Below are 17,294 nucleotides of genomic sequence, written 5' to 3'. Positions count from 1 at the left end.
TCTCGGCGGTTCGCACAAGGGTGCAAATCATTTCTTTGGGGACTGGGAAGCACTCTTGTGCGGGGCCGCGAAACTCTGTTGCGCCGCACGACCAGCATCGCTCACGATGCGTTCATGGGCACGACGGGGGAGTACACGCAGGCCGCGCCCGTGGCGCGTACGGGGGTGGCGCCATGAGCGCGCGCCTGCGTGCGATCGCCCGGGAGACCGAGGAGATCGTGGCGGCCGGCGGCTACCGAAGTCCCTCCGGGGACGCGGTGTCCGTCGCCGCCGCGGTCGAGGCGGCACGGGCCGGGACGGTGCTGCACGGACCGGAACCGGTGGGGATACCGTCGGTGACGCCGGTCGTGACCTCCTTCGAGGTCACCGGCGAGAGCAGCCTGGAGGCCGCCCGCCGGCTGGTCTCCGGGGGCGGGGGACCCGTCGCCGTGCTGAACTTCTCCTCGGCGCGCAATCCCGGCGGCGGCTATCTGAACGGCGCGCAGGCCCAGGAAGAGGCCCTGTGCCGGGCCTCCGCTCTGTACACCTGTCTGCTGCGGGCCCGGGGTTTCTACGACCATCACCGCGCCCACCGTGACGCGTTCTACACGGACCGTGTCATTCACTCACCCGGCGTACCGGTGTTCCGGGACGACCGCGGTCGGCTCCTCGACGAGCCGTTCCCGGCCGGTTTCCTGACCGCGGCGGCCCCGAACGCCGGAGTCGTCCTGCGGACCGCCCCGGGGCGCGCGGCCGACCTGCCGGGCGCGCTGGCGGTCCGTGCCGAGCGTGTCCTGGAGACGGCCGCCGCCCACGGCTACCGCCGCCTGGTCCTCGGAGCCTGGGGCTGCGGGGTCTTCCGGAACGATCCCGGGCAGGTGGCGCGGGCCTTCCGCGGAGTGCTGGCTGGAGGCCGCCTGGAGGGGTACTTCGACCAGGTGGTGTTCGGCATCCTGGACCGCACACCGGGCCGGACCACGCGCCAGGCGTTCGATCGGGTGTTCGCATCCGAGCTTCTGGGAACGTGAAGGCCCGCACTCACGCCCGTCCGGGCACCCCGCGGCCCGTGCGCCGCGCCCCACTGCCCAGCACCCAGGTCTGAACCCGAGCCTCGCGGCCGACCGACGCAGCCCACACACCCCGCGCCCACACACCCCGCGCCCACACACCCCGCGCCGCCCGGCGGTCCGGGCCGCTCGCCCGGCGTCCCCCCGAGCCAGCCCTGCCGCCCGTGCCTCGCCGCCCCGCGGAGGCGGAGCCCCCGGCACTTGGGGGAGGCGGAGCCCCGGTACCCCGGGGAAGGCGGAGCCTCGGCTCCGGGCGGTCCGCTCCGCCGTTAACGGGCGGGCTCAGCGCCAGCCGTACCGCTCCCGGAGCCGGTGGACCACGGAATTGAACCGCATCCGGTCCAGCGCGCACGCCTCCCGCCGCATCCCGTCCTCGTGCAGTCGCAGCACGCGGTCCACGTTCACCCAGGAGTCCCGCCCGGTCCGGTCCCACGGACCGCTGCCGATCGCCACCCACTCGCGGTCGCCGTTGTGCGCCTTGCTGGAGAGCTGGACGGCGAGCAGCGTGCCCGCGACCTCCCGGGCGACGACCAGCACCGGGCGGTCCTTGCCCCGGCCGTCGTTCTCCTCGAAGGGCACCCACGTCCAGACGATCTCGCCGGGATCGGGGTCGCCGTCGTGGGCGGGGGAGTACTCGGTCCTCACGGGGCCGACCTTCCGGGGCTCGGCCTCGGTGGTCGCGGACGGGCCGTAGCGGCCGGGGACGTCTTCTTCGGTGTCATCGGTAAAGGCAGTCACGCGGGCCACCGTAGAACGTACGTGCCAGGTCGCGGCGGGCGGGTCCGGAGCCGGACGGCTCCGCGCGCGCCGGAGGGCGTGGGCCGACTCCCCGCACGTCTCCTGCCGTACGGCGACCGGCGCGCCGGCGGAACGGCGCCGGGCGTACGGGGCTGTGGCCCAACTCCCGTACGCCCGGACCTTGCTGACCGGAACCGCTGGTGCCTGTGCGCCTCAGCGCGCCGGCCTCACCTCTCGTCCTTCTCCACGGGCACCTTCTCGCTGACCGGAGCCGCGACCCCGTTGAGTTCCGCCGTCGGGTGCTTGGCCGGGCTCCCCTCCGGGTTCATCGAGGAGAGCAACTGGCGTGCCAGGCCCAGGCCGGTGCCGCCCATGGTGAGCGCCTTGGCGAACAGGTCCGACATCCCGTCGGCGCCGTTGAGCAGCACCATGTGATCCACGTTGCCGAACGCGCTCGCGCCCGCCTGGACGATCTCCGGCCAGTTCTCGGCGAGTTGCTGGGCGACGACCGCTTCCTGGTTCTCGGCGAGCGCGGCGGCGCGGGCCTGGATGGCCTCCGCCTCCGCGAGACCCTGGGCCCGGGTCGCCTCGGCCGCCGCGAGGCCCTTGGCCTGCGCGGCGGCGGCCTCGGCCTCACCGGTGGCGCGGGTCGCCGTAGCGGCGGCCGCACCCCGTGCCTTGGTCGCCTCGGCCTCGGCGTTGGCGGCCGTCTTGACCCGGGTCGCCTCCGCCGCGGCGGCGAGTTCGGTCTCCCTGGCCTTGGCCTGCGCCGCCGAGATCCGCGCGTCACGCTCGGCCTCCGCCCGTGCCCGGATCTCGTACGCCCTGGCGTCCGCCGGCTTGCGAACGTCCGCCTGGAGCTGCTGCTCGCGGCGGTGCGCCTCCAGTTCGGCGACGCGTGTCTCCTGGACGACGACGTCCTGCTGGGCGGCGGCCGCCGCGAGCGGGCCGGCCATCTGGGCCGTCGCCGCCGCCTTGTCCCGCTCGGCCTGGTAACCGGCCTGCTGGATCTCGCTGTCCCGGGTCGCCTCCGACATCCGGGCCGCGGCCCTCTGCTCGGCCTCGGTGGCGAGACGGTTCGCCTCCGCCTGCGCGATGCGCGCGTCCCGCTGCACGGCGGCGGCGTGCGGCATCGCGAGGTTCTTGATGTATCCGGTCGGGTCCTCGATCTCGTGGATCTGCAGCGAGTCGACGATCAGACCGAGCTTCTCCATCTCCGTGCCGCACGCGGCCCGGGTCTGGCCGGTCAGCTTCTCCCGGTCGCGGATCATGTCCTCGACGGTCAACCCGCCGACGATGGACCGCAGATGACCGGCGAACACGTTGTGCACCCGCTCGGCCATCATCTTCTGCTGGTCGAGGAAGCGGCGCCCGGCGTTGGCGATCGACACGAAGTCGTCGCCCACCTTGAAGATGACCACGCCCCGCACCTTCAGCGGAATGCCCTGGGTGGTCACGCAGTCCACGTGCAGCTCGGTCTCGTTGAGGTCGAGCGAGATCTTCCGCACCGCCTGCACGCCGGGGAGCACCAGCGTGCCGCGCCCCGTCACGATGCGGAATCCCATGCCTTCCTCGAGACCTTCGGTCCGATGCTTCGAACCGGAGATGATCAGCGCTTCGTTGGGCTCCGCGACGCGCCACATGAGCTTAAAAACCACGACGATGAAGACCAGCGCGAGGACAACCGCCCCCGCCACGACGCCGACAACCATCGGCATACGCCCCCTTTTGATGGTGCCCTTTCGGCACCGAACGAACGGGAGTGTGCTCCTCGCCGACACGGGAATACAGAGGTGCGCGAATCCTTGTTGCGTTCTTGACGCATACGGTTCTCACCTGGGACGAGAGCAGCTCAACTGTCGTACGGAAGGCGCGAGTTCGCCGGGTCGTTCGGGCGCCGTCCGACGGACTCCGTGCGTGGTGGCGCGCCGCTGTCGAGCGGGGTCGCCGATGCCGCCGCGGGCCGGAGCGGAGCGCTCTCAGCCGTCGTACGCGGCGGAGACGTACACCGTGCGCGGCGGCAGGTACTCCACCACCATCACCACCGTGCCCCGCTCGATACGGTCCCGCGGCGCGGCCGGGTACGCGAGGAAGTGCTCGGCGCCGCCGCGCACCTTGACGATCACCTCGCCGACGAGCCCGGGTCCGACCGTGCCGGTGACCCGTCCCATCAAACCGACCATCGAGGCATCGTCCATGGGCACAGGGTAGAGCCGGAACCCGCCTACGCGGCCGGGGAGTCCACGACGGCTTCGTACGGAGGCCACCGTTCGTGCCAGCGCAGGTCCGCCTCCAGTTGCGCGGCCAGCGACACCAGCAGCGGCTCGCTGTCCGCGGGGCCGAGCAACTGCGCGCCGACCGGGAGGCCTTCGCCCACGAAGCCCGCGGGGACGTTGACGCCCGGCCAGCCGAGGATGTTCCACGGCCAGGCGTAGGGACAGGCCGCGATCATGGCGCGGTCGGTGCGCAGGCCGCTCAGGCCGAGCATCGAGCCGACGGGCGGCGGGGGAGCGGCGGTCGTCGGCGCGAGCACCACGTCGTAGGTGTCGAACAGCGCGCCGACGCGCCGTTGCAGCGTGGCCTCGGCCCGGCGGGCCGCCCGCAGCGGCGCGCCGCCGAGCAGCCGGCCGAGGCGTGCCGCGCCGTGGGTGCGCCGGTCGAGCAGGTCGGGGAACGGCACGTCGCGCACGTGTTCCGCGATGCCGGCCGTGGCGCGCGGGATGAAGGCGAGCCCGATCTGCCCGTAGCGCGGATCGGCCTCCTCCACCGTGTGCCCGAGCGCGGCGAGCCGCTCCGCGAGGGCGAGGACCTTCGCCCGTACGGCGGGGTCGAGCCGCGCGGGCAGCGCGGTGAAGGGCGGTTTCAGCGACAGCGCGATACGCAGCCGGCCCGGGTCGCGGCCCACGGCGTCGTGGACGCGCAGCGCGGCGGGCCGGTGCAGATCGCCCGCGTGGCTGCCGCTCGCCGCGTCCAGCAGCAGGGCCGCGTCCGCGACCGTGCGGGCGAGCGTGCCGTTGACCGTGATGCCGTGGAAGGACTCCGGGCGCGGCCAGGTCGAGATCCGGCCGCGCTGCGGCTTGATGCCGACCAGATGGGTCCAGGCGGCCGGGATGCGTACCGAGCCCGCCCCGTCCGAGCCCAGCGCCGCGGGCACCAGGCCCGCGGCCACGGCGGCGGCGGAGCCCCCGGACGAGCCGCCCGGGGTGTGCCCGTGGTGCCAGGGATTGCGGGTCGCGCCGAAGGCGGGGCCCTCGGTGAACGGCCACTGGCCCAGCTCGCAGGTGTTGGTCTTGCCGACCACGACGGCCCCGGCCAGGCGCAGCCGGCGGACCGCCTCGCCGTCCTCGGACACCGGCGGGAACTCCCCCGGGCAGCCGAACGCGGTCGGCTGGCCCGCCACGTCCATGTCGTCCTTGACCGCGACCGGCACTCCGAGCAGCGGCCTCCGCCCGCCCGCGGCGAGCTCCGCGTCCGCCGCGTCGGCCTCCGCGAGCGCGGCCTCGGCGCGCACCAGCCGGAAGGCGTTCACCGTGGACCGGGCCGCCTCGATCCGGGCCAGCGCCCGCTCGACCAGCTCGCGCGAACTCACCTCGCCCGCGGCCAGCGCACGCGCGCTCTCCGTCAGTCCTGGGGCACGGTCGGGAGCCATCCCGGTCACCTCCGAAACAATCGTCTACCGAACGGTAACCTCTAGGTCGGCGCGGCGGTACTGGGCGGTCAACCTCCTTTACGGAGGCGGGAGTTCCGTAAAACGGAGGGCCGATCGGGTGCCCCGGCGCGAGGCGGTGTCCGGGCCCTCTGCAAGGATGCGTCGCGTCATGGTGCAGATACCGAAGCAGTCCGCCGTCCAGCCGGCGCCCGCACGACGACCCGTACCGACCAGTGCCGACGTGGCACGCCTCGCCGGTGTCTCGCGCGCGACCGTCTCGTACGTCCTGAACAACACCAGCGCCGTCCGGATCAGCGACCCCACCCGGCGCCGGGTCCGCGAGGCCGCGGAGGAACTCGGGTACGTTCCGCACGCGGCCGCCCGCAGTCTGCGCGCCGGACACAGCCGCATGGTCCTGATGCCCGCCCCGACCGCCCCCGTGGGCCCGCTCTACCACCAGTTCTTCGCCGAACTCCAGTCCGAGCTCGGCCGGCTCGACTACACCGTCGTGCAGTACGGCAGCGTCGGGCTGCACGGCGACGAGGCCGCCCGCGCCTGGGCCGAGCTGCGCCCGGTCGCCGTCCTGGTGCCCGGCAGCGGCCTCGGTCCGCCGGGTGTGGCGGTCCTCAAGCGGGCCGGCGCCCGCGCCGTGGTCACCCTGGGCCCCGAACGGGTCGAGGGCGCCCACGCCCTGCTCATGAACCACGACCGGGTCGGCCACTGCGCGGGTGTCCATCTGCTGTCCGGCGGCCGCCGCCGCATCGGCGTCGTGATGCCCGAGGAGAGCGGCCTGGAGATCTTCTCCAGACCCCGCCTCGACGGTGTCCGGCGGGCCGTGAGCGGCACGGACGCGACGGTCACCGAGCTGCCGCTGGCCTACGAGGAGGAGGCCGCGGCCCGCCTCGCGGCGCGCTGGCGTTCCCTCGGCCTCGACGCGGTCTTCGGGTACAACGACGAGTACGCGATGCTCCTCATGCGCGCCCTTCAGGACGAGGGCGTCGCCGTGCCGGACGAGACCGCCGTCGTCGGCGCCGACGACCTCATGCTCGGCCGGCTGCTCCGGCCCCGGCTGAGCACCGTGCACCTCGACCTGCCCTCCGGCCGCGACCTCGCCGAACTGGTCGACCGCGCGGTCCGTGAACCGGGCGCCGAGCCGGAGACGCACGAGGTACTGGGCGCACGAGTGGTGCACCGCGCGTCGAGCTGAGAGAGGCTGGAGCCGCAGCAGGCGGGTTCGCCGTCCCGTGACACCGGGCCTGTTCGCCCGGGCCCGTGCGCGACGGGGCCGGTCCCCGCGCCGGAGCCCGGCCCCGGCGGCATCGGACACCGGAGGAGCGTCATGCGGACCACGGTCGGCGTCATCGGCGCGGGCCCGGCGGGACTCCTGCTGGCCCGGCTGCTGCACCGGACGGGGATCGACTGTGTCGTCCTGGAGAGCAGGACGCGCGCGTACGTCGAGCACCGCCAGCGCGCCGGCATGCTGGAGCAGGGCACGGTCGACGCCCTGCGCGCGTGCGGAGCGGGCGAGCGGCTGGACGCCGAGGGTCTGGTCCACCACGGGATCGAGCTGCGCTTCGAGGGCGAGCGCCATCACCTCGACTTCCCCGGGCTCACGGGCGGCCGGACCGTCACGATCTACGCCCAGACGGAGATCGTGAAGGATCTCGTCGCCCTCCAACTCGCGGACGGGCCACCCCTGTTGTTCGAGGCGGAGGCGCTCGCCGTGGAGGATCCGGACAGCGCCTCACCCGTCGTGCGGTTCACGCACGAGGGGCGTGAACGCACGCTGAACTGCGACTGGGTGGTGGGCTGCGACGGCGGCCACGGCGTCGCGCGCGCCGCGTTCCCGGCCGGTACGGGCCGCACGTACGCGCACGAGTACCCGTACTCCTGGCTCGGCATCCTCGCCGATGTGCCGCCCTCCTGCGAGGAGTTGGTCTACGCCCGGGGCGCCACCGGCTTCGCCCTGCACAGCATGCGCTCCCCGTCGGTGTCCCGGCTGTACCTCCAGGTCCCGAACGGGACCGACGCCGGTGACTGGCCCGACGAGCGCGTCTGGGACGAACTGGCCGCGCGCTTCGCGGTCGACGGGGACTGGCGGCTGGAGCGCGGACCCATCACCGCCAAATCGGTGACCCCCATGCGAAGTTGGGTCCACGAGCCGATGCGCCACGGACGGCTGTTCCTGGCCGGGGACGCCGCCCACATCGTGCCGCCGACCGGCGCCAAGGGGCTCAACCTCGCGGTGGCGGACGTACGGGTCCTGGCGCGCGCGTTCGCCGCGCTGCACCGCACGGGATCGACGGAACTCCTGGACCGGTACTCGCGGACGGCCCTCGAACGCGTGTGGCAGGCCACGCGCTTCTCGTACGACATGACTACGATGTTGCACGCTCAACCAAATGGGGACGCCTTCGACGACCGGATGCAGCTCGCGCGACTGCGCCGGATCACGGCATCCCGTTCCGCCGCCGCCGAACTGGCCGCGAACTACACGGGACTTCCGCTCGGCCCCCGGCCGCAGGAGTCCGCCGAGTCCCGCTGGTGATCAGTGAACGATCGGAGAGCCGACATGCCACTGCTCGACCCCACGACCTGGCAGTCCCGCCCGCTCTCGGGCGATGAGCACACCGTCACCGAACCCGCCACCGGCGAGAGCCTCGGCGCGGTCACACTCGCCGGCGCCGAGGACGTCGCGACGGCCGCGCGGACCGCCCGCGCCGCACAGACCGAGTGGGCCAGGGCCCCGCACTTCGTCCGCGCCGCCGTACTGCGCCGTGCGGGCGACCTCTTCGCGGCGCACGCCGACGAGCTGCGCGACTGGATCGTGCGGGAGTCCGGCTCCATCCCGGGCAAGGCGGACTTCGAGCTGCACGTCGCCGCCCAGGAGTGCTACGAGGCGGCCGCACTCGCCTCGCGTCCGACGGGCCAGGTCCTGCCCTCGGAGGCGCCGCGCCTGTCGTACACGCGCCGCGTCCCGGCCGGCGTCGTGGGCGTGATCGCGCCCTTCAACGCGCCGCTGATCCTCTCGATCCGCTCGGTGGCTCCGGCGCTCGCGCTCGGCAACGGCGTCGTCCTGAAGCCGGACCCGCGCACGGCCGTGTGCGGCGGCCTCGCGCTCGGAGCCGTCTTCGCCGAGGCGGGACTTCCCGACGGGCTGCTCCAGGTCCTTCCCGGCGGCCCCGAGGCCGGCCGCGCCCTCGTCACCGACCCGCTGATCCCGGTCATCTCCTTCACCGGCTCGACCGCCGCGGGACGCGCGGTCGGTGAGGCGGCGGGACGTCATCTCAAGCGCGCGCACCTGGAGTTGGGCGGGAACTCCGCCCTGGTCGTCCTGGCGGACGCCGACATCGAAGCGGTCATCTCCACGGCGGCCTGGGGCTCGTTCTTCCACCAGGGCCAGATCTGCATGACGACCGGCCGCCACCTGGTCCACGCCTCGCTCTACGAGGAGTACGTCGAACGGCTCGCCGCGAAGGCCGACTCGCTGGCCGTCGGCGACCCGCACCGCGAACAGGTCCACCTCGGACCGATCATCGACGACGCCCAACTCGCCAAGATCCACGGGCTGGTGGAGTCCAGCACGGCCAACGGCGCGAAGCTCGCGGCGGGCGGCACGCACGACCGGCTCTTCTACCGGCCCACCGTGCTCGCCGGAGTCGACGACACGACCCCGGCGTACGCGGAGGAGGTCTTCGGCCCGGTCGCGCCGGTCCGCTCCTTCACCACCCTCGACGAGGCGGCGGCCCTGGCCTCCGCCGGACCGTACGGCCTCTCCCTGGGCATCGTCACCCGGGACACCGCGCGCGGCCTGGACCTCGCCGAGCGCATCCCGACGGGCATCGCCCACATCAACGACCAGACCGTCAACGACGAGGCCGTCGCCCCCTTCGGCGGAACCGCCGCCTCCGGCACCGGCGCCCGCTTCGGCGGCGAGGCCAACCTGGACGCCTTCACCGACCTGCGGTGGACGACGGTGCGCGGGGACGTGGCGGGCTACCCCTTCTAGGGGGAACCGGCGGCTTCCAGGGAGAACCGGCGGCGGCCACGGCGACGGGGAACCGGCGGCGCGGCGCCGCCGAGGACCTACTGGGCGTCCTTGGCCTGCTCGGCGCCGGTGGCCTGCTTCCTGGCCGCGGCCTGCTGGGCCGCGACCGACTTGCGGACCTCGTCCATGTCCAGCTTCCGGGCCTGCCCGATGACGTCCTCCAGGGCGGCGGCGGGCAGTGCCCCGGGCTGGGCGAAGATCGCGACCTGGTCGCGGACGATCATCAGGGTCGGGATCGACTGGATCTCGAAGGCCGCGGCCAGCTCCGGCTGCGCCTCCGTGTCGACCTTGGCGAAGACCAGGTCGGGGTTGGCCTCGGCGGCCTTCTCGTAGACCGGGGCGAACTGACGGCACGGCCCGCACCACTCCGCCCAGAAGTCGATCAGGACGAACTCGTTGTCCGTGACCGTCTGGTCGAAGTTCTCCTTGGTGAGCTCAACGGTGCTGCTCATTCCATTTCCCTCTTCCTCGTGTCCGGGTCATGCCGGTCAGCACAACGCAACCCACCTGGGGCCTATTCCGGGCCCGTACCCGTGTGGCCACGGCGCACGCCAGCAACCAGACTGGACCCATGACGGAAACGGAATCCATCGCGTACGACGTCGTGGTGCTCGGTGCCGGACCCGTGGGGGAGAACGTCGCCGACCGCGCACGCGCCGCCGGCCTCTCCACCGCGGTCGTGGAGAGCGAACTGGTCGGCGGGGAGTGCTCGTACTGGGCGTGCATGCCCAGCAAGGCTCTCCTCCGCCCGGTGATCGCCCGCGCGGACGCCCGCCGCGTACCCGGCCTGGCAGCCGCCGTACAAGGCCCCCTCGACGCCTCCGCGGTGCTCGCCCACCGGGACTGGTTCACCTCCGACTGGAAGGACGACGGCCAGCTCGCCTGGCTGGACGGCATCGGCGCCGACTTCCACCGCGGACACGGCCGGCTCGCCGGACCGCGCACCGTGACGGTCGACGGGCCCGACGGCGAACGGCGCACGCTGACCGCCCGGCACGCGGTCGCGGTCTGCACCGGCACCCGCGCCCAGCTCCCCGACCTGCCGGGCCTCGCCCAGGTCAAGCCGTGGACGAGCCGCGAGGCCACCAGCGCGCACGCGGTGCCCGGACGGCTGATCGTGGTGGGCGGCGGTGTCGTCGCCGCCGAGATGGCCACGGCCTGGCAGGCGCTCGGCTCCCAGGTCACCCTCCTGGTCCGCGGCAAGGGCCTGCTGCCCCGCATGGAGCCCTTCGCCGGGGAACTGGTCGCCGAGGCGCTGGCCGAGGCGGGCGCGGACGTGCGCACCGGCACCTCGGTGACCGCCGTCTCGCGCGAGGGCTCGACGGTGGTCGCCCTCACGGACACCGGTGACCGCATCGAGGCCGACGAGATCCTCTTCGCGACCGGCCGCGCGCCCCGCACCGACGACATCGGCCTCGACACCGTCGGCCTGGAGCCGGGTGGATGGATCGAGGTCGACGACAGTCTCCGGGTCATCGGCAGCGCATGGCTGTACGCGGTCGGCGACGTCAACCACCGCGCGCTGCTCACCCATCAGGGCAAGTACCAGGCCCGGATCGCCGGTGCCGCCATCGCCGCCCGTGCCGCGGGCGTGCCCCTGCTGGAGACGGACCCCTGGGGCGCGCACTCCGCCACCGCCGACCACGCGTCCGTCCCGCAGTGCGTGTTCACCGACCCGGAGGCCGCGGCCGTGGGCCTCTCCCTGGCCGAGGCGGAGCAGGCCGGTCACCGGGTCCGGGCCGTGGACGTCGACATGGCCTCGGTGGCCGGCGCCGGACTGTACGCGGACGGCTACCGGGGCAAGGCCCGCATGGTCGTCGACCTCGACCGCGAGATCGTCCTCGGTCTCACCCTGGTCGGCCCCGGCGTCGGCGAGCTCATCCACTCCGCGACGATCGCCGTCGTCGGCCAGGTCCCGGTCGAGCGCCTGTGGCACGCCGTCCCGTCCTACCCGACGGTCAGCGAGGTCTGGCTGAGGCTCCTGGAGGCGTACCGGGACGCGTGAGCCGGGCGTGGCACACAGGCGGGCCTCGCCGCACGGCGCGGCCGCCTGTGTGCCGTCGTACGGCCGGCGCCTCAGGCCAGGGACACCAGTTCCCGGTACTCCTCGCTCCACAGGTCCTCGTCCGCGTCCGGGAGCAGCAGCACCCGGTCCGGGCGCAGGGCGTCGACGGCTCCCTCGTCGTGGGTGACCATGACGAGGGCGCCCGGGTACGTGGCCACCGCGGCCAGGACCTCGGCGCGGGAGGCGGGGTCCAGGTTGTTGGTGGGCTCGTCCAGGAGCAGCACGTTCGCGCCCGAGTGGACCAGCCCCGCCAGGGCCAGCCGGGTCTTCTCGCCCCCGGAGAGGACGCCGACCCGTTTGCCGGCGTCGTCGCCCGTGAACAGGAACGAGCCGAGCACCCGCCGAACCTCCCCGTCGTCGAGGTGCGGCGCGGCGGCGGAGAGGTGGTCGCGGACCGTCCCGGCGGGGTCCAGCGTGTCGTGTTCCTGCGCGAAGTAGCCCACCCGCAGCCCGTGCCCGCGCACCACTCGCCCGCTGTCCGGATCGTCGTGACCGGCGAGCAGCCGCAGCAGCGTGGTCTTGCCCGAGCCGTTCGGGCCGAGGATCACCAGCCGGCTGCCCCGGTCGACGGCGAGGTCGACGCCGCCGAGGACGCGCAGATCGCCGTACGACTTGGCCAGCGCGACCGCGCCGAGCGGCACGCGTCCGCACGGTGCCGGTTCGGGCAGCCGGATCCTGGCGGCCTTCTCCGCCCGCCGGACCGGTTCCAGCCCGGCGAGCAGGCGGTCGGCGCGGCGGTCCATGTTCCTGGCGGCCACGGCCGTCGACACATGGGCGCGCATCTTGTCGGCCTGCGCGTGCAGCGCCGCCGCCTTGCGCTCGGCGTTGGCACGCTCGCGGGCCCGCCGTCGCTCGTCGGCGTCGCGCTGGGTGAGGTAGGCCGCCCAGCCGGTGTTGTGGACGTCGAGCGTGGCGCGGTGCGGGTCCAGGTGGAAGACGCGGTTGACCACGTCGGCCAGCAGCGAGGTGTCGTGGCTGATGAGGACGAGCCCTGTCCGACGGCTTGCCAGGAACCCGCGCAGCCAGACGACCGAGTCGGCGTCCAGGTGGTTCGTCGGCTCGTCGAGGAGCAGGGTGCCGTCGTCCGCGAACAGGATGCGGGCGAGCTCGACGCGCCGCCGCTGTCCGCCGGACAGGGTGCCGATGGGCTGGTCCATCACCCGGGCGGGCAGACCGAGACCCGCGGCGACCCGGGCCGCCTCGGCCTCGGCCGCGTATCCGCCGCGCGCCTGGAACTCGGCCTCGGCGCGCGCGTAGGCGTTCATCGCACGGTCGGATCCGTCGGCCATCGCGGTCTCGGCCGCCCGCAGGGCCCGTACGGCACGGTCGAGACCGCGGGCCGACAGGATCCGCGCGGCGACCGTGACCGCGGGGTCCGCGGCGGCCGGGTCCTGTGCGAGGTGGCCGACGGGTCCGGTACGGGAGACGGAACCGGCGGCGGGCCGCGTCAGCCCCGCGAGGGTGCTGAGCAGGGTGGTCTTGCCGGCGCCGTTACGGCCGACCAGGCCGATGCGGTCGCCGGGGGAGACGGTGAAGGAGATGCCGGACAGCAGCAGACGCGCGCCGGCGCGCACGTCGACACCGCGAACGGTGATCATGGGAAAACGCTCCAGAAGTCAATCGGCTCAAGGACACACGGGTGGCGTGGAAGCGGGTCCTGGAGCTAAGAGACGCGGGGCGTGGACATACCCGCAGGCTAACGAAACCGCCGCCGGAGCGCCTGCGAATTACGGCCGGGGCCCGGCAGAGGGCGGGGAAGCGGTCCGCACGGCACCTGGATGGGTGGCTCGTACGGCACCGGGGCGGCCCGGCGCGGGCGGAGGCGAGCGGCTCACGGCACTCCGGCGAGTGCCTGGCACGGGCGTGAGCGGCACGGCACCGGCGTGAGTGTCCGGCACCGCGCCGGTCGGGCGGCTCGGTGGGCGTCCGACGAGGAGCCCCGTGATCAGTCCGGCAGGGTGAAGCCCAGGACGTCGGCCGCCCGTTCCGGCGTCGGCTGGGACCAGAGTTCCGCCGCCGCCTGGTTCGAGGACAGCGAGCGCAGCTCCGCGCGGTCGAGGTACAGCATGCCGTCCAAGTGGTCCGTCTCGTGCTGGACGATGCGGGCGGGCCAGCCGCCGAACACCTCGTCGACCGCTCGCCCGTGTTCGTCGAGCGCCGTCAGCCGCACCTCGGTGTGCCGGGCCACCACGGCCTGCCAGCCCGGAACGCTCAGACAGCCCTCGAAGAACGCCGCCCGGCCCGGACCGATCCCCTCGTACGAGGGATTGACCAGCACCCGGAACGGCTGAGGCTCCCGCCCGCGGACGAGACGCACCTCGTCCGAGACCGGCGCCGGGTCCTCGATGACGGCGATCCGCAGCGGCACGCCGACCTGCGGCGCGGCGAGACCGACACCTGGTGCCGCGTGCATCGTGGCGCGCAGGGCGGCCACGAACCGGGCCAGCAGTGCCGGGTCCAGCTGCCCGTCGAACGGCTCCGTGCCCCGGCGCAGCACGGGGTCACCGGCCGCGACGATCGGCAACGGACCCTCGTGGCCGAGGAGTTCCTCGACCATGTCGCTCAGGGGGATGCGCGGGGCGCTGCGGTCTCGCTCGGATGCCATCGCGCCAGGATGCCAAGCCGGACCGAGGCGATCGAGGCGGCACGGGGGGAGCCCCGCGACTTTCCTCGTGTGGCTCCGGTCACGTGCCGGTCCGGCCGCCCGCCCGTCCTCCCGCGCGGCACGCGGGAGGGCGGGCCGTCCTGTCCGTCCGCGCGGCACGTGGGAAGGCCGGTCACCGAGGCGACCGGCCTTCCCGCGCGGAACCCCGCACCCGCGACCGCCGGGCCGGATCGGATCCGGATCCGGGCCGGATCAGGCTTGTCCGAAGTCGCCACCGAGCGCGGACGCGATCCGCAGGTGCGACGCGGCCTCGTCGGGACGGCCGAGGCGCTGGAGTGTGCGTCCCAGCATCAGCCGGGCGTAGTGCTCGACCGGATCGAGCTCCACGAGGGTGCGCAACTCGGCTTCGGCGCGGCGCAGTTGGGCCGAGTGGTAGTAGGAACGCGCCAGCAGCAGCCGGGGTCCTGTCTGCTCCGGCACCTCCTCGACCAGTCCGTCCAGCACGCGTGCCGCCGCGGAGTAGTCCTTGGCCTCGAAGAACATCCGCGCCCGCTCCCAGCGCTCCGCGGCCGTCCCGTGGTCGTAGTACGTCGTGTCCACCACTGACCTCCTTCGACGGGCCACAACCGTGCCAGTTGGTTGAATATTCCACGAGCTCGCGAGGGTCCGAGGTGGTGGCTCCGGGGTCCCGGCAGTCCTCCGGGCCGTTACGCGTCGGCGAGTTCCGCGTTGGCCCGCTCCGTCACGAGGGCCAGTACGCGCCCGGCGGTGGCCAGGTCCGCGGCCGGGATCCCGGCGTACACCCGGGCCGCGATCGCGTCGCCCGCGCTGCGGATCGACGCGAACAGCTCCCGGCCGCCGTCCGTCAGGGACACCTGCCCGGGCGCCCGCTCCTCCAGGAGTCCCAGCGCCGTCAGTTCCTCGACGGTCCGCCGGGCCGCCGACTCCTCGATCTTCAGGCCGCCGGTGAGCCGGCCCACGACCCGCGCCCGCTCGACGGTCCCGCCGTTGTCGGACGCGGCGCGCAGGGCCACCGACTGCTCGAAGGTGGTGCCGCTGCGGGCCAGCACCCGCTCCAGGGCGGCCCGGCCCGCGTAGTGGGCGAGGCCGATGACCTGGCCGTTGACAGGGGGAACAGAGGTGGTCATGACTACTCCTCGGGTGAGAACTCTTCGGAGGACGGTGGGGCCACGCCGGAACGCGGCCCGGCTCCGCTGTGCGGATCGAGCGGTACGTCGAGCAGGACGGCCAGCTCGCGGCTGAACGCCCGTGTGCGCTCGCCGCCGAGGCCGCCCAGTGGTTCGAGAAGCTGCTCCAGAAGGCCCTGGACCACGGTGATGGCGTGGAGGGCGATCTCGCGCCCGTCGTCGGTGAGGGTCAGCCGCACCGCCCGGGGATCCGCCGGATCCCGGGTGCGGTCGAGACGGCCGGCCGTCTCCAGGGCGCGGGCCAGCTTCGAGACGTAGAGCGGTTCGAGTCCGGTGTGGTCGGCGAGCTCGCGCTGACTGGGCCGCCGCCCGCCCCGGTTGAGGCTGTACAGCGACGCGATCAGCGAGTACTGCGCGTGTGTCAGGCCCAGCGGGCCCACCGCCCGGTCCACGGCGACGCGCCACTTCATCGACAGGCGCCAGACGAGGAAACCGGGGGTCGCGTTCTCGGAGACCGACTTCGCTGTACTCATGCAAGAAACAGTACATGGCTACTATGTCCATGGCTACTATATGTGCGAACCTCGTCCTCGACCCCCGAACGGCCCGGTCGTGGCATACGGACCCGGGGGCCGGACTCCCGGGGCGCCGCGCCGGTTCTGAGCCAAGTGCCCCTCGATGGGCGTATCGATGGCCTGACGAGCGGCCCCCGACGGGTCTAGGTTGTGGGCCATGAGCAATCTTGATCGGGAGGCGGTTCCCGCGGCCTGCGGCGGCCGCGGGTTCGTGGTGGCCGAGCCGGTGCGCGAACTCCTCAGCCCCCGCCGGGTCAAGCTCGGCGAGTCGACCGAGGTCCGCCGTCTGCTGCCCAATCTGGGCCGGCGCATGGTCGGCGCGTGGTGCTTCGTCGATCACTACGGGCCCGACGACATCGCCGACGAGCCCGGCATGCAGGTCCCGCCGCACCCGCACATGGGCCTGCAGACCGTCAGCTGGCTGCACGAGGGCGAGGTGCTGCACCGCGACTCCACGGGCAGCCTCCAGACGATCCGCCCGCGCGAACTCGGCCTCATGACCTCGGGCCGCGCCATCAGCCATTCCGAGGAGAGCCCCCGCGCGCACTCCCGTCTGCTGCACGGCGCGCAGCTCTGGGTCGCGCTGCCGGACAGCCACCGCCACACCGACCCGCACTTCGAGCACCACGCCGAGCTGCCCGTCGTCACCGCCCCCGGCCTGCGGGCCACACTCCTGCTGGGCACGCTCGACGGCACGGCCTCGCCCGGTACGACGTACACGCCGATCGTCGGTGCCGACCTGGCCCTCACGAGCGGCGCGGACGTCCGCCTGCCGCTGGAGCCCGACTTCGAGTACGCCGTCCTCGTGATGTCGGGCGAGGCCCAGGTCGACGGCGTGCCGGTGGTTCCGGGCTCCATGCTCTACCTCGGCTGCGGCCGTACGGAACTTCCGCTGCGCGCCACGACGGACGCGGGCCTCATGCTCCTGGGCGGCGAGCCGTTCGAGGAGGAGCTGATCATGTGGTGGAACTTCATCGGACGCACCCAGGCCGACATCGAACAAGCCCGCCGGGACTGGGCCGAGGGCGGTCGCTTCGGCGAGGTCAAGGGCTACGAGGGCGCACCCCTCGCCGCCCCGGAACTGCCCCCGCTGTCGCTGAAGCCGCGGGGACGCGTGCGCTGAGCCGCGACGGCGGGACCACGATGCGGAGCGACGACGGTCGCGGCAACTCCCATCTCCCATCTCCCATCTCGCCGACGTCCTCCGCCCGCCCGGTCCCCGGGCGGGCGGAAGCGTTCGGCAGGTCCATGGATCCGTCGGACCCACGGGTTCGTCAGATCCGCGGGTCCGACGAACTCACGGAGTCGTCAGATCCGCGGGTTCGTCAGTCCTTGATCTCGCAGATGGGGGCGCCGGAGGTGACGGAGGCGCCGACCTCGGCGCTCAGGCCCTTGACGGTGCCGGAGCGGTGCGCGTTCA

16 protein-coding genes are annotated in these 17,294 nt (G+C 73.6%); 6 read left to right on the top strand and 10 right to left on the bottom strand.

The annotated features are described in order from the left end of the window. Nucleotides 1–173 precede the first annotated feature (173 nt). A complete protein-coding gene (locus ACFYW9_RS39075) occupies nucleotides 174–1,007 on the top strand; it encodes a TIGR02452 family protein (RefSeq protein ID WP_389159797.1) in 834 nt (277 codons plus the stop codon). A 321-nt stretch (nucleotides 1,008–1,328) separates the two neighbouring features. Here the strand turns inward: ACFYW9_RS39075 and ACFYW9_RS39070 are convergent, their stop codons facing one another. From ACFYW9_RS39070 to ACFYW9_RS39055, 4 genes are all read right to left on the bottom strand, one after another. Then, nucleotides 1,329–1,784: a type II toxin-antitoxin system PemK/MazF family toxin gene (locus ACFYW9_RS39070; RefSeq protein WP_351868997.1), complete on the bottom strand. Its 456-nt coding sequence runs from the start codon at nucleotides 1,782–1,784 to the stop codon at nucleotides 1,329–1,331. 227 nt (nucleotides 1,785–2,011) lie between these two features. Continuing rightward, nucleotides 2,012–3,502 carry an SPFH domain-containing protein gene (locus ACFYW9_RS39065; protein ID WP_389159796.1) on the bottom strand — a complete coding sequence of 497 codons (1,491 nt, stop codon included), beginning with the start codon at nucleotides 3,500–3,502 and terminating at the stop codon, nucleotides 2,012–2,014. A gap of 261 nt (nucleotides 3,503–3,763) precedes the next feature. Continuing rightward, nucleotides 3,764–3,982, bottom strand: a complete 219-nt coding sequence (locus ACFYW9_RS39060; RefSeq protein WP_351868992.1) for a hypothetical protein — start codon at nucleotides 3,980–3,982, stop codon at nucleotides 3,764–3,766. Between the two features lie 26 nt (nucleotides 3,983–4,008). After that, nucleotides 4,009–5,433 (bottom strand): amidase, encoded by a 1,425-nt coding sequence (locus ACFYW9_RS39055; protein WP_351868989.1) that lies wholly within the window; start codon nucleotides 5,431–5,433, stop codon nucleotides 4,009–4,011. Nucleotides 5,434–5,602: 169 nt separating this feature from the next. Between ACFYW9_RS39055 and ACFYW9_RS39050 the strand changes: the two genes are divergently transcribed. The 3 genes from ACFYW9_RS39050 (at nucleotide 5,603) to ACFYW9_RS39040 (ending at nucleotide 9,442) form a co-directional block, all read left to right on the top strand. Beyond that, complete coding sequence (locus ACFYW9_RS39050; protein ID WP_351868986.1) at nucleotides 5,603–6,640, top strand: LacI family DNA-binding transcriptional regulator; 1,038 nt, start codon at nucleotides 5,603–5,605, stop codon at nucleotides 6,638–6,640. A 132-nt stretch (nucleotides 6,641–6,772) separates the two neighbouring features. After that, entirely contained in the window at nucleotides 6,773–7,981 is a 1,209-nt protein-coding gene (locus ACFYW9_RS39045) for a 4-hydroxybenzoate 3-monooxygenase (protein WP_389159795.1), read from the top strand. Between the two features lie 24 nt (nucleotides 7,982–8,005). Continuing rightward, nucleotides 8,006–9,442 carry a benzaldehyde dehydrogenase gene (locus tag ACFYW9_RS39040; protein ID WP_389159794.1) on the top strand — a complete coding sequence of 479 codons (1,437 nt, stop codon included), beginning with the start codon at nucleotides 8,006–8,008 and terminating at the stop codon, nucleotides 9,440–9,442. 77 nt (nucleotides 9,443–9,519) lie between these two features. Here the strand turns inward: ACFYW9_RS39040 and trxA are convergent, their stop codons facing one another. Continuing rightward, nucleotides 9,520–9,933, bottom strand: a complete 414-nt coding sequence (gene trxA, locus ACFYW9_RS39035; RefSeq protein ID WP_389159793.1) for a thioredoxin — start codon at nucleotides 9,931–9,933, stop codon at nucleotides 9,520–9,522. Nucleotides 9,934–10,052: 119 nt separating this feature from the next. Between trxA and ACFYW9_RS39030 the strand changes: the two genes are divergently transcribed. Then, entirely contained in the window at nucleotides 10,053–11,486 is a 1,434-nt protein-coding gene (locus ACFYW9_RS39030) for a dihydrolipoyl dehydrogenase family protein (protein ID WP_389159792.1), read from the top strand. Between the two features lie 71 nt (nucleotides 11,487–11,557). Here ACFYW9_RS39030 and ACFYW9_RS39025 read toward each other — a convergent pair whose 3' ends face one another. The 5 genes from ACFYW9_RS39025 to ACFYW9_RS39005 form a co-directional block, all read right to left on the bottom strand. Further along, entirely contained in the window at nucleotides 11,558–13,144 is a 1,587-nt protein-coding gene (locus ACFYW9_RS39025; RefSeq protein WP_389159791.1) for an ABC-F family ATP-binding cassette domain-containing protein, read from the bottom strand. Nucleotides 13,145–13,491: 347 nt separating this feature from the next. Next, nucleotides 13,492–14,151 carry a peptide deformylase gene (locus ACFYW9_RS39020; protein ID WP_389159790.1) on the bottom strand — a complete coding sequence of 220 codons (660 nt, stop codon included), beginning with the start codon at nucleotides 14,149–14,151 and terminating at the stop codon, nucleotides 13,492–13,494. Between the two features lie 252 nt (nucleotides 14,152–14,403). Next, nucleotides 14,404–14,751, bottom strand: coding sequence for a tetratricopeptide repeat protein (locus tag ACFYW9_RS39015; protein WP_328445410.1), 348 nt, complete (start codon nucleotides 14,749–14,751; stop codon nucleotides 14,404–14,406). Nucleotides 14,752–14,858: 107 nt separating this feature from the next. Continuing rightward, nucleotides 14,859–15,299, bottom strand: a complete 441-nt coding sequence (locus ACFYW9_RS39010) for a MarR family winged helix-turn-helix transcriptional regulator (RefSeq protein WP_389159789.1) — start codon at nucleotides 15,297–15,299, stop codon at nucleotides 14,859–14,861. Between the two features lie 2 nt (nucleotides 15,300–15,301). Continuing rightward, a complete protein-coding gene (locus ACFYW9_RS39005) occupies nucleotides 15,302–15,832 on the bottom strand; it encodes a MarR family winged helix-turn-helix transcriptional regulator (protein ID WP_389159788.1) in 531 nt (176 codons plus the stop codon). 199 nt (nucleotides 15,833–16,031) lie between these two features. On the opposite strand from ACFYW9_RS39005, the gene ACFYW9_RS39000 reads away from it, so the two are divergent. Continuing rightward, nucleotides 16,032–16,997 (top strand): pirin family protein, encoded by a 966-nt coding sequence (locus ACFYW9_RS39000; RefSeq protein WP_389159787.1) that lies wholly within the window; start codon nucleotides 16,032–16,034, stop codon nucleotides 16,995–16,997. Nucleotides 16,998–17,294: the final 297 nt, after the last annotated feature.

The sequence above is a fragment of the Streptomyces sp. NPDC002698 genome, assembly GCF_042888945.1.
In the GTDB taxonomy this organism is placed as follows: domain Bacteria; phylum Actinomycetota; class Actinomycetes; order Streptomycetales; family Streptomycetaceae; genus Streptomyces.
The sequence above is the reverse complement of the archived record's forward strand: the minus strand, read 5'-3'. Positions and strand labels throughout refer to the sequence as shown.